General features: G+C 62.7%; 12 protein-coding genes. 6 read left to right on the forward strand and 6 right to left on the reverse strand.

Features of this window, described 5'->3' with window-relative positions:
* Positions 1 to 257 precede the first annotated feature (257 nt).
* Both pckA and GWP04_04375 read left to right on the forward strand, forming a co-directional pair.
* Positions 258 to 1,844, forward strand: a complete 1,587-nt coding sequence (gene pckA, locus GWP04_04370) for a phosphoenolpyruvate carboxykinase (ATP) (GenBank protein ID NIA24782.1) — start codon at positions 258 to 260, stop codon at positions 1,842 to 1,844.
* Positions 1,845 to 2,205: 361 nt separating this feature from the next.
* Entirely contained in the window at positions 2,206 to 2,430 is a 225-nt protein-coding gene (locus GWP04_04375) for a hypothetical protein (GenBank protein ID NIA24783.1), read from the forward strand.
* A gap of 28 nt (positions 2,431 to 2,458) precedes the next feature.
* On the opposite strand, the gene GWP04_04380 is transcribed toward GWP04_04375, so the two are convergent.
* Both GWP04_04380 and GWP04_04385 read right to left on the reverse strand, forming a co-directional pair.
* The gene (locus tag GWP04_04380; GenBank protein NIA24784.1) at positions 2,459 to 2,770 is read right to left on the reverse strand and encodes a hypothetical protein; all 312 of its coding nucleotides are present in this window, start codon (positions 2,768 to 2,770) and stop codon (positions 2,459 to 2,461) included.
* A 261-nt stretch (positions 2,771 to 3,031) separates the two neighbouring features.
* Positions 3,032 to 3,205 (reverse strand): LacI family DNA-binding transcriptional regulator, encoded by a 174-nt coding sequence (locus tag GWP04_04385; GenBank protein ID NIA24785.1) that lies wholly within the window; start codon positions 3,203 to 3,205, stop codon positions 3,032 to 3,034.
* 215 nt (positions 3,206 to 3,420) lie between these two features.
* Between GWP04_04385 and GWP04_04390 the strand changes: the two genes are divergently transcribed.
* A complete protein-coding gene (locus GWP04_04390) occupies positions 3,421 to 4,026 on the forward strand; it encodes a hypothetical protein (protein ID NIA24786.1) in 606 nt (201 codons plus the stop codon).
* A 4-nt stretch (positions 4,027 to 4,030) separates the two neighbouring features.
* Here GWP04_04390 and GWP04_04395 read toward each other — a convergent pair whose 3' ends face one another.
* Both GWP04_04395 and GWP04_04400 read right to left on the reverse strand, forming a co-directional pair.
* A complete protein-coding gene (locus GWP04_04395) occupies positions 4,031 to 5,035 on the reverse strand; it encodes an aspartate-semialdehyde dehydrogenase (GenBank protein NIA24787.1) in 1,005 nt (334 codons plus the stop codon).
* Position 5,036: 1 nt separating this feature from the next.
* The gene (locus GWP04_04400) at positions 5,037 to 6,257 is read right to left on the reverse strand and encodes an aspartate kinase (GenBank protein NIA24788.1); all 1,221 of its coding nucleotides are present in this window, start codon (positions 6,255 to 6,257) and stop codon (positions 5,037 to 5,039) included.
* A 133-nt stretch (positions 6,258 to 6,390) separates the two neighbouring features.
* Between GWP04_04400 and GWP04_04405 the strand changes: the two genes are divergently transcribed.
* From GWP04_04405 to murJ, 3 genes are all read left to right on the forward strand, one after another.
* Positions 6,391 to 7,242: a peptidylprolyl isomerase gene (locus GWP04_04405; protein NIA24789.1), complete on the forward strand. Its 852-nt coding sequence runs from the start codon at positions 6,391 to 6,393 to the stop codon at positions 7,240 to 7,242.
* Between the two features lie 74 nt (positions 7,243 to 7,316).
* Positions 7,317 to 8,165 carry a PHP domain-containing protein gene (locus tag GWP04_04410; GenBank protein NIA24790.1) on the forward strand — a complete coding sequence of 283 codons (849 nt, stop codon included), beginning with the start codon at positions 7,317 to 7,319 and terminating at the stop codon, positions 8,163 to 8,165.
* Positions 8,162 to 9,718, forward strand: coding sequence for a murein biosynthesis integral membrane protein MurJ (murJ, locus tag GWP04_04415; protein ID NIA24791.1), 1,557 nt, complete (start codon positions 8,162 to 8,164; stop codon positions 9,716 to 9,718). The genes GWP04_04410 and murJ overlap by 4 nt, the downstream gene beginning before the upstream one ends.
* A gap of 193 nt (positions 9,719 to 9,911) precedes the next feature.
* Here the strand turns inward: murJ and GWP04_04420 are convergent, their stop codons facing one another.
* Positions 9,912 to 11,318 carry a glycosyltransferase gene (locus tag GWP04_04420; GenBank protein ID NIA24792.1) on the reverse strand — a complete coding sequence of 469 codons (1,407 nt, stop codon included), beginning with the start codon at positions 11,316 to 11,318 and terminating at the stop codon, positions 9,912 to 9,914.
* Positions 11,315 to 12,415 carry a hypothetical protein gene (locus GWP04_04425; GenBank protein ID NIA24793.1) on the reverse strand — a complete coding sequence of 367 codons (1,101 nt, stop codon included), beginning with the start codon at positions 12,413 to 12,415 and terminating at the stop codon, positions 11,315 to 11,317. Before GWP04_04425 ends, GWP04_04420 begins: the two co-directional genes overlap by 4 nt.
* Between the last annotated feature and the right edge of the window lie 60 nt (positions 12,416 to 12,475).

Raw genomic sequence — 12,475 nt, forward strand, 5'->3', positions numbered from 1 at the left:
AACTGATCCAGGGGGGACGGGGCCGTTCTGGTCGGGCGATCGATCTCGGCTGTGGACTAGGAACTGAGGCAATCTCGTTGGCTCGCCATAGGTTCGAAGTCACGGGGTCGACTTCTCCCCTACCGCAGTCAACCTCGCCGGTCGCCGCTTTGCCGCCCGGCGCGAGGCCGGACGTCAAGCCGTCACGCCGGTCGGCTACGAAAGCGCCAGAGGTATCCTGGCCACATCCCAGGAGGGCCAAGAGAGAAGGAATCCACATGCACGATCTCATCCCTCACGGCATCGAGCCGAAACACGAAGTCTTCTGGGACCTGTCGACGCCGGTTCTGATTGAGCACACCCTCGAACGAGGGCTGGGCGTGTTGGCCCACCGGGGACCACTCGTTGTCAACACCGTGCCTTACACCGGCCGGAGCCCCAAGGACAAGTTCATCGTCCGCGACCCTCAGACCGAGGGCGACATATGGTGGGGTGACGTCAACCATCCGATCGAGCCCGAGGTGTACGACGCTCTCTATGCGCGAGTGACAGAACATCTGGCCGAGCGCGATCTCTACGTCCAGGATTTGTACGCGGGAGCAGACCCGCGGTACCGGCTGGCCGTCCGGGCGATTACCTCGAGTCCGTGGCACGCGCATTTCTGCCGGAATATGTTCCGCTTACCGCGCTCCTACGAGCTCGACGATGAGATCGAACCGTTTCACCCGGACTTCACGCTCGTGCACGCTCCGGACTTCAAAGCAATCCCTGAGCGTGACGGCACCCGCAGCGAAGTCTTCATCATCATCTCCTTCGAGCACAAGGTGCTCCTGATCGGTGGCACCACGTACATGGGCGAGATGAAGAAGTCGGTCTTTTCGGTGTTGAACTACCTGCTGCCGAAGAAAGGTGTGCTCAGTATGCATGCCTCGGCCAATGTCGACCAGGCAGGACATTCGGCCGTGATCTTCGGACTTTCCGGTACCGGCAAGACCACCCTGGCGACGGACCCGACGAGGAACATGATCGGCGACGATGAGATCGGATGGGGCGTCAACGGCATCTTCAACATCGAGGGCGGCTCCTACGCCAAGGTGATCTGCCTGAGTCCCGAGGACGAACCGCTCATCTTCGAGGCCACCAACCAGTTCGAGACGCTGCTCGAGAACGTGGTGATCAACCCTGAGAGCCGCCGGGTGGAGTGGGACGACGCAACTCGCACCGAAAACATCCGCAGCTCATATCCGCTCGTGCACCTTCCCAATATCGTGAAAAGCGGCATGGCAGCGCACCCGCGTAACATCGTGTTTCTGTCTGCGGACGCGTTCGGTGTGCTCCCTCCGATCTCACGACTGACTCGCGAGCAAGCGATGTACTATTTCATCTCCGGGTACACCGCCAAGCTCGCCGGCACGGAAAGGGGTGTGAACGAGCCGGCCGCCACCTTCTCCCCATGCTTCGGCGCCCCGTTCCTTCCGTTGCCGCCCTCGTATTACGCGGACGTCCTCGCCGACAAGATCGAAGAGTTCGGCACCGGACTCTGGATGATCAACACCGGATGGACCAGTGGACCCCACGGTGTCGGCCACCGGATCCGGATCCCCCACACGCGGGCGATGCTCAACGCGGCACTCGCCGGCGACCTCGACGAGGCCACGTACCACCAGAACCCCATCTTTGGCCTCTCGATCCCGACAGAGGTTCCAGGGGTTCCCGCCGAATTGCTCAACCCTCGTAACACCTGGGGCGATCCATCTGCCTACGACACGCAAGCCGTCAAGCTGGCCGGAATGTTCCGGAGGAACTTTGAGCAGTACGCAGACGATGTTTCCGAGGCCGTGATCGCCGCCGGGCCGCACATCTAGCACGGTGCATCGGCAACGTGAAAGACGCCGGCAAGCTCTGCCGGTACTCGCGTGTTGACGGTGAGCTTCGGGATCGGCCGGGTATCCGACGGGAACAAGACCGCACCCAAAGCTGCCCGGTTCCTCAGCTCCGGCGGCTGCTCTAGCCGTGGGAGGTGTCTGCCCACTGCTGCAAGGCTTTGACCAGGAGTCAGAGCGTGCAGAGCTGACTGAAGCACAGCGCGTTCACATACAACGGATACGGCCTCTCGCTCCTCCATGGTCGGCACAGCTCGGCCCAGCCGAGTTCAGTCGCTTACAGACCCCGACACTGGTCGTCACCACGGGATCTGACCCTCTCTTTGACGAGGTGGCCAAAGAGATGTCAGCCAATCAGAGCGTCACATGGATGACGGTGGAGGACCGCCATATCGCCCCAAGACGGCACAGCCTCAACGCGCTCCTGTCCGACCTGGGAAGCAGCTCGGAGATGACAGGTCTCGCCCGGTCGAGCAGGTATCCGTGTCACCCACCCGCTGCCAAGCGGAGCCACCCGACCGACTGGCGGACGGCACTGCTCGGCGGCGCGGAAGGGGAGGTTCCTTGACGCGGTGCTCACCTGCCGGTGAGCGTTGTTACCTGCCGGCCATGCGGTAGGTGTCCTCCCCGACGCCCGGGTCGAACCAGCGCTCCTCGTCGGTGAAACGCGCCAGGTCGGCGAGACGAAACAGCGCGCTCGCCGCTTCTGGCTTGGGTGGCCGATCCAAGTCCACCATCGACTCCGCCTCGGTGAGGATGACGATGCGGTCTGCGTTGACCCAGTAGAACCGGGAGTTCGCGATCCCGTCACTTCCTCGCAACGCTCGGCAGAGTCCATAGGCGGCCTCACCAAACTCGATCCGATCTGCCGTGTCGCGGCGATCACAATGTTGCAGTAGGAAAGCCATTGACGATCCCCTCGCTTGACTATCTACAACCTGCGCCGGGAACCCGCCAATGTCAATGCCCAAGTGTTCAATCGCTGTTCTTGCCGAGGCGAACGCCTGGACCCGCGAGCGGTCAGACTCGGTGACGGGCACCCGACAGGACAAGTCCCGACAGGAGCAGTCGATGCCTTCCCCCGCAACGGCAAATGGAAACGCCCGCACCATGTCAACGCTGGGTAGGTAACTCTCCGTCGCCGAGAACCAGGTCCGGCCGCGCCTCCATCACGGAGATTTCGGTCGGTCCGTGATCCTGAGGTAACCCGTCACGAATTGATCGCCATAGGTGGTGCGCCTGGACGCGCTGCAGCCAACCAGCCGCTCACGCTCTCGGATCAGGCTCGACACCGTACTCGTCGACACCCCAGCCGCCTCGGCGGCCTCGCCGATCGTGCCCACTTGCCGAGCGCGCCACCCGCCTCGGAGTCATCGGACATGCCATAGCTCATCTCCATGAGTCGCACGTCGCTCCCGCCACCGGAAATCACCAGGAATGATCCCGGTCAACCGTCACGAGAACGGTGATTTCGACGAGACACATGAGGCCTGTCCGGAAGCTACGAGGGCCACCGCGACTTGGCTCTTACTGCTCGGATTTCCTATGCTGCCAACTCGTGCGCGCCCTACGTCCTATCGCTGCTGTTGTCCTGAGTTTTGCTATGGTCCTGGGACTTGCCGGTCCTGTGCTCGCCGACGCCTTGGCCGCGAAAGTGGACGCTGTGCGTTCTCCCGACCTTCCGATCCTGATGGCGGCAGATGCCCTCGCAGGACAATCTGCAGCCGCGCAGGCCAAGGCAGGCAAGCAGTTCCACACGAACCTGAATCCGTTGCTCAGCGTCTGCTCCGCAGCCGGTGAAGTCGTCGGAGTCGGACCCAATCTCGACTCGATCTTCGAAGCCTTCCGCAACAGTCCTCCCCACTGGGGTCTGATCACCTCGTCGAGATGGACGTCCATGGGCACCGGCATGGCCACGACGAGCGACGGAGCTGTTTACGTATCGGTGATCTTCTGTGAGGGGGCGGGCGGCGATGCGCCCACGCAGCCGGCACCGAGTCCGATTGCGACGGCGGTCGCCCCGGCGCACGCGCGCCACACATCGCCGAACCTTCCAGCGCTCCCCCCTGAACTCATGCTGAGTCCTTGCTCGGGTAGCGACACTCGAGAGCTCGTCCTACACGAACCACCCTGGGTCACACGGAGCTGTCCGGGTCTCGCCTAACTGCCTACAGCAGTAGCTCTGCGATCTGCACCGTGTTCAGTGCAGCACCCTTGCGAAGGTTGTCAGAGACGCACCAGAGATTCAACCCTCCCGGTGTCCCGAGCGTCTCCCGTATTCGGCCGACAAGGGTCTCGTCACGTCCGGCAGAGTCCAGAGGCGTCGGCACCCGGTCCGACCAAACCTCCACGCCGGGGGCCTCTTCGAGAAGCCGGGTCGCTTCCTCCACTCCCAGTGGCCGCGAGAACATGAGCGTGGCCGTGATGCCGTGGCCCACCATCACCGGCACCCGCACACATGTCGGTTCGACCCGCAACTCGGGAAGATCGAGAATCTTGCGGCTCTCATTCACCAGCTTCCACTCTTCATCGGTGTAGCCGGCATCTGCCTCATTGCCCGCGAACGGCAATGCGTTGAATCCGATTGGTCGCACATACACGTCACCGCCAGGATCTTTCCATCCGCCGCCGGAAAGGGCATCGAGGTCCTCACCGAGCTCGGCCAACTGGCGGGTCAGTTCGTTGATGCCCTGCTGGCCGGAACCCGACACGGCCTGGTAGGAACTCACCACCATTGATTCGATACCGGCTGCTCTGTGCAGCGGAGCGACGGCCATCATCAGCCCCATCGTCGTGCAGTTCGGATTGGCGATGATCCCCCGATGCCTCTTCGCCGCGGCATCGTTCACGCCCACCACCACGAGCGGGACCTCCGGATCCATCCTGAAGGCCGACGAGTTGTCGACGACGACCGCTCCGGCATGGGCAAACGCAGGAGCGTACGTCCGCGATCGGGATCCTCCTGCCGAGAACAGGGCAACGTCGATACCGGCCGGGTCCGCCTTGTCCAGATCTTCGATTTCGACCTCACCCCACGCGGTTTCCACGACTCGTCCGGCAGAACGACTGCTGGCCATCAGCCGCAACTCCGACAGTGGGAAGCCTCGTTCCTCCAGGATCGAGACCATCGCCCTCCCCACAGCGCCCGTCGCTCCGACGACAGCGGTTCGCACGCTACCCATCGGATTCCTCCTCGATAAAGGCCCTGTGCAGAGCCCGCACGGCCTGCTCGACCTGACCTTCTCGAATCACACACGAGATCCGGATGCTCGACGTCGAGATCATCTCGATGTTGATGCCGTGATCGGCCAAGACCTTGAACATGCGCGCGGCAATGCCCGGGTTCGACCGCATCCCCACTCCGACGACGGAAACGCGGCCGATCTCGAGGTCTACCAGCACCGCTTTGGCGCCCACCTCTCGGGCAACCTCACGCGCGGTCTCCTCTGCAACGGCGACTCCGCCTTTGGGAATCGTGAAGCTGATGTCGGTCGTTCCATCGTGCGATACGTTCTGCACGATCATGTCGACATTCACCCCACGGTCGGCAAGAGGTGCAAACACCGAGGCGGCGACTCCCGGACGGTCGGGGACGCCAACGATGGTGACTTTTGTCTCTGCTGTGTCGTGAGAAATCCCACGAACGATCGCTTGCTCCATTGTGGCCTCCTTCACCCAGGAACCCTGCCCATCATGAAACGACGAACGAACATGCAACGGTATACCGAACCGCTGCGCAACCTCCACAGATCGCGCCATCAACACCTTCGCACCGGTCGATGCCAACTCGAGCATCTCCTCGAACGTGATCTCATCGAGCTTCCGAGCAGCAGGGACCAGCCGAGGGTCGGCGGTGAATACCCCGTCCACATCCGTGTAGATCTCACACACATCGGCATGGTTCGCTGCAGCGAGCGCCACGGCTGTCGTGTCCGTACCGCCCCGTCCAAGTGTTGTCACATCTTTGGACTCCGGATCGACTCCCTGGAACCCGGCAACGATGACGACTTTCCCCTCTCCGAGGCTCTCCACGACACGGAAACCACGAATCTCCTGGATCTTTGCTCCTCCGTGACGCGAATCGGTCAGGATTCCCGCCTGTGAACCGGTGAAACTGACGGCCTCGATCCCCTCGGCATGGATCGCCATCGCGAGCAGCGACATTGCGATTCGCTCACCGGCACTCAGCAGCATGTCCATTTCGCGCCCGGGTGGATCGGGATGCACCTGGTTGGCAAGGTCGATCAAGTCGTCGGTCGATGACCCCATCGCGGACACGACGACGAGCACCTCGTTGCCGGCACGTTTCGTCGCGGCGACCCGGGCGGCGACCCGCCGAATCCGCTCCGCGTCCGCCACCGACGTTCCACCGAACTTTTGAACATACAGGCCCATGTCGCGCAGGGAGTGTACTGGCCAAACTCCCGAACCCAGGGCTCAGGGGTACCCCACGGGTACCTACGAGCCCTGGGTTCGCCGTTCTGTCGGCCGGAAACGTTGCCCGCCGAGGCACTAGCATCGCTCCGTCATGCCAAGCGAGAAACGCGATCGTCAGCACCGCAACCGGGAAGAGAAACGGAAACGTCTGCAAAGAGCCCGCCGAAACGCGCTCCTGAAACGGCGTTTCATCCAGAGCATCTGGATTGCGGCATTCGTGATGGCCGTCGTTACCCTCTCGAATCTGACCAGGGGATCGGACGCGACCACCACGACCACCTCGACGCAATCGTCATCCACGACGATCGCCGAGCCGACGACAGACACGACCGCTCCCTCAGCCCTTGGTCCCGCCTACGAGGCGTTCCGAGGCCAGCAGGTGGCCTGTGGTGCAACTGCTCCACCACCCGCACGGCAGATGCAGTTCGATGCCCCGGACGACCAGCAGATCGACCCTGCTGCGATCGTGACCGCCACGGTTGCGACATCTTGCGGTGACATCGTCATCCATCTGGATCCCACGGCCGCTCCACAGACGGTCAACTCGTTCGTGTTCCTCGCCCGACAGGGCTTTTTCGACGGAACCGTCTTTCATCGCATCGTCCCTGGTTTCGTGATCCAGGGTGGCGACCCGACAGCAGTCGGCACCGGTGGGCCCGGCTATACGATCGCCGACGAGTTCCCGCCGGCAGGTTTCGCCTACGATCGCGGTGTCGTCGCCATGGCCAATTCGGGACCCGACTCCACGGGAAGTCAGTTCTTCGTCGTGCTCGACGACACGAGCCTCCAACCCGGATTCTCGCTGCTTGGCACGGTCCTCGACGGTGATACCACCCTCGATGCGATCGCGGCGGTTCCGGTCGGTCCCTCGGCGTCAGGCGAGAACAGCAACCCCCTGGAGACCGTCTACATCAACACGGTGACGATCAACATCACCGGCTGACCTTCCACCTCACTGGCCCCATCTTGAGCCACGCAGGCATGGACTCGGCGAACTCTCCAGGTACGCTCACCTCGATGGCAGTGGATCTGCACACACACAGCTTCTTCTCCGATGGGAGCGACTCGCCGACCGACGTCGTCCATGGTGCTTCTGAGGCCGGCCTCACGGCTGTTGCACTCACGGATCACGACACCCTCGAAGGCATACCTGAGGCGCACCAGGCTGCCGACCAAGAGGGCGTAGAACTCGTGCCCGGAGTTGAGATCTCCTGCGAATGGACACCGGGCACCATGCACATGGTCGCGCTCTTCCTCGACGCAGGGCCCGGACCCCTCCAAGACGAACTCGCCAACATCCAACGCGGGCGAGATGTCCGCAATCACACGATTGTCGAACGTCTTCAAGACCTCGGTATCGACATCACCTACAAAGAAGTGGCACTGGAGGCCGGCATGGGTGTCGTCGGCCGTCCCCACTTCGCCGCCGTCCTGGTCCGCAAAGGCATCGTCGACGACATCAACAGCGCATTCTGCGAATTACTGGCAGACGGCAAGCCGGCCTACGTGAGCCAAAAGCGGCTCACTCCCGAGAACGCCATCGGGCTCACAAAAGCGTCGGGTGCCGTGTCGGTCCTCGCGCATCCCCACACTCTCGGACACAACACGGCCGACGAGTTCGCACGCACATTCCGATGGCTTCGGTCGGTCGGGCTCGTCGGACTCGAGGCCTATTGCGCCGAGTACCAGCCCGACGAGCGTTTGGAACTCGCATCGGTGGCACGGAGCCACGGTCTCATACCGTCAGGGGGATCCGACTACCACGGCTCGTACCTACCCGGTGTGCGGGTCGGAAGAGGGCATGGGGACTTGCGGGTACCGGCAGAGCTGCTCGAAGAACTGCGTGCAGCTCGGGGCACCCCATGAGCGGCACGCGCCTCGGCAAGGCTGCCCTGATCGTCTCCGGCGGCATCCTGCTTTCCCGCCTCCTCGGATTCCTCCGCACCATGACGCTCGCCGGGATCCTGGGGTCGACACGCGCTGCGGATCTGTTCCAGGATGCCTTCACGATTCCTGACATCCTGTTCTATCTGATGGCCGGCGGGTTCCTCAGTATCACCTTCATTCCGATCCTGTCACGTCACCTGGCAGCAGGAGACGAACGGGAAGGGTGGCGATCCTTCGCTGCGGTCTTTCGTCCAGTGGCCATCACGATGACGGTGCTCACCGTGATTGCGATGATCGCCGCTCGTCCCATCGTCTCCGTCGTCTTCCCGAAATTCACGGCTGCGGAACTCGACGAACTCGCTCACCTGATGCGCATCGTGTTCCCGGCCCAGATCTTCTTCGTTCTCGGGTCGCTGTTCATGGCCGTTCAGTACACCCACAAACGATTCGTCATACCGATCCTGGCTCCCCTGGTCTACAACACCATGATCATCGCCGGCGGACTGCTCGCATGGCGGGCGGGCGACACGTCCGCAGAGGGGTTCATATGGGGAGCTCTCGCCGGGGCAGCGATCGGGAACTTCGGACTCCAATGGTATGGGGCGCACCGTCTCGGCCTCCGATGGGAGCGCGGCGTTCCCTGGAATCACCCCGCTTTGAAGGAATACCTGCTGATGGCGCTGCCACTCATGCTCGGACAGTCGGTCGCCGTCCTCGATGAGCAGTTCCTCAAGTTCTTCGGCCAGCTCGCACAAGCCGGGTCCACCGGTCTGCTCGCCTATGCCAGGCGCATCAACATGCTCCCTGTGGGAATGATCGCCCAGGCCGCCGGTGTCGCCGCGTATCCGTTCTTGGCGAGCCTGTTCACAGAAGGGCGCATTCGTGAGTTTCGCCAGACGGTCACTCGCGCGCTGCGGTACGGCATCTTCTTCGGATGTGCGGCGGCCGCCGCCGCTGCCGGAGCAGCGCTGCCCGCCATCCGCATCGCCTATCAGCGCGGCCGATTTGGACCGGACGACACCCTGGTAACCGCCAGTCTCCTGGCCCTCTACGCGCTGAGTATCCCGTTCTGGGCAATCCACCAGATCTATGCCAGAGCCTTCTACGCACAACGTCGCATGTGGATTCCCGTCGGAGTCGGCACCGCGGCGACCGCGGTCGCGATACCCCTCTACATGTGGCTCTTCCACATCATGAACATCCGAGGCCTCGCCCTCGCCAGCACCCTCTCGATCGCCATCTACGCCATTGCACTCGCGTCGATCTGGTATGTCCGCAATGGAGTCGAAGATCTGAGACCGGTTCTTGACACAGCCTGGCGGAGCACAGCCGCCGGCGTCGTGGCCGGCCTCTCCACCTGGGGTGTGGTCAGGCTCATCACCGGCAGTTCCGTACCTGATGCAGCCGTCTCCCTCGGCGCTCTCGCCACCGGCGCTCTCGTCGTCGTCCTCGTCTACGCGGGCGTTGCACAACTCCTCGGCAGCAGAGAGCTGGCGAAGCTGCTGCACAGGAAGCGGGTGAGCGGACGGTAGCCAGTCCCGGGTTGCGGTGGTGGCGACACGGTGTCACGTGACAGGACGTATTCCGTACCGCAACCGCGTACACAGCCAGACCGCGAGACGAAGATACATCGCGTTCTGAGAAGCAAAGGTCAAGACTGCGAAGCGCCGGCAGGTGCCAAGAGACACCGAGACCCCACTACAGACGGCGCGTTCACCGCCGGGATCACGACACCTCTCGCGACAGGTTGCCAACCCCCGTGCGCTGCATGTCACCCCAGACCTTCCGCCGCGGATTCCAAAACATCGCACGAACCCGCCACCAGACCGTTCGCTGCCGCAGCCCCAGCTGCTCTCCCACCGAGTAGACCAGCAGCCGCCACGCCTCTCCGGGACCTTCGTAGTATCCGAAGCGCTCGTCGAGGATCAGTCCAATCAGCGAGTTCGCCGTGCCGATCGCCAGGGCAACCAGGATGAGTGGAATCGCTATCTCCAGGTTGAGCAACCCGAGCGCGAGCGATGCAGGTACAACCACCCAACCGATCACTTCGACGATCGGTGCAAGGAACTCGAATGCGACGAATGATGGCCAGGCGATCATCCCGATGATGCCGTATCGCGGATTGAACAGCATCCCCCGGTACTGCCACACGACCTGCATCAGTCCGCGATGCCAGCGAATCCGTTGCTTGCGCAGCACCTCTCTTGTCGTCGGCACCTCCGTCCATGCAACGGCATCAGGCGCGTAGACGATCCGGTATGGCTTCCGCTGCTTGCGGTAGTACCGATGCAGCCGCATCGTCAGTTCCATGTCCTCACCGAGATGTCCCTGTTGGTAGCCACCTACGTCGACCACGGCTTCCTTCTTGAAGATCCCGAACGCACCCGACACGATCAACAGAGACCCGAGTGCCGACCACGCTGGGCGTGCAGCGAGAAACGAGCGGATGTACTCGACGACCTGGACCATCTCGATCGGCCGCTTGGGAAGTGACACGTTTGTAACCCTCCCGCGTCGAACCTCACATCCGTTGAGCGGACGGACGTTGCCGCCGACGGCCACCGTCCGGGCGCGATCCTCGACGAAATGTCGGACCGCGCGAAGTAGACATTCCTCATCGAGCACCATGTCGGCATCGGTGGCCATCACATAGGGACACCGCGAGACGTTGATGCCGGCGTTGATTGCATCTCCCTTGCCACCGTTGTCTTTGTCGACCACGACGATCGGCAGGGGGAGCCGGGAACGATAGGTACGCCGGACGGGCTGGGTCTCGAGACGGGCACGGTACGGGGTATCGACCGGCTCCATGCGGAACTCGTCGATGAGCTGCTGCAACGTGTCGTCGGTGCTCCCGTCATTGACAACGATGATTTCCTTCTTGGCGTACTTGAGCATTGCCATCGAGCGCACCGATTCCGCGATGCCGGCAGCCTCGTTGTACGCGGGGATGATGATCGATACGGGCGGAGTCGTGTCCGAGCTGAGCATGTCGTGGATGCGCCCAAACCGGGAAGAGAACTGGTCGGCGCGCAGCGCACGGTAGGAAATGAACGCGAGGATGACCAGCTGCAGTTCCATAATGATGAAATACAGAAGCACCGCATAGTTGAACACCTCAACGAAATTCATCCAGCCTCCTCCACCGCCGTATCGTCCGGCGCAAACGAGTCCACGGCAGGGAGATTCCCGCTCAACATCAGCTGCTCTCTCGCTACATCGCGAGCGAAGCGGTCCTGGTCGTCTTGGGCGTCGATCAGAGCCTGCCTGCCACCTGGGATCATCGCAAGCGCCTCGGCAGCATTGCGACGCACCCACCACTTCGGGTCTCGGAGAGCTTCGACCAGCACCTCGACGGCTTGAGGGTCCATCCGGTCGCCAAGCGCCTTGACCGCCTGGGCACGAACTTCCCACACAGGATCGGTCGCGGCGCTCATCAACGCGGGAACACACTGTGGCGTACCGGCGGTTCCCAGTGCGGCGGCTGCCCGGATTCTCAGCTCATCATCTCCACTCTCCAGAGCACTCATCAAAGCCGGCTCTGCAGCCACATCACCAATGGAGCCGAGCACCCTTGCGATCAGCGGCAGCCGACGGCCGGAGCGCTCCACGGTCGGGTCGGTCGAGGTGAGATGCCCAGCCAGAACGGGTACGGAGACCGAACCGAACTTCACGAGAGAATCGGCGATCCTGCTGGCGTTCCATTCCGTTTCCTGTTCCAGCAGTTTGACGAGTGGCTCCACCGCCCGCGGATCTTTCAGCCCGGCCAGAGCATCGGCGGCTTGCACCCGAACCTCCGGGACGCTATCACCGAGAGCTGCCAGCAAGGCATCCGCTGTGGTCGGGTCGGCAAGTTCTGTAAGGGCACCGGCTGCGACGACCCTCCGCTCTCTGCGTCGGGATCTCTCCAGGTCCCGGACAAAACGCTCGACGATGCCGAGGTCCCTCGCTATCCGCAGGAGGTTGGCTCGTTCGGCGCCTTGTACGGACCGCAGGAAATCCAGGAGCGTTTCGAGGAACACTCGATCCTCGGCCCAGGAGCGGAGCGTGTGCAGCGGATAGCCGGACCGCGTCACGATCTCGCTGAGTGCTCCGATGTAGGAGGCGCGGCGAAACTGGTCGAAGCGCCCTTTGAAATGACCGATCACCTTGGTCGCGAACAGCCACACTGCGATCAGACCCGAGGATATGACCACGACCAAGAGCACCGGCACCAACTGCGTACTCATCGTTCGGCTCTCATTCACCCATAACGTCGGCCGCAAAGCACGGCGAGTTAAACGGTTCAA

The sequence above is a fragment of the Gammaproteobacteria bacterium genome (assembly GCA_011682695.1).
Lineage (GTDB): Bacteria > Actinomycetota > Acidimicrobiia > Spongiisociales > UBA4744 > BMS3Bbin01.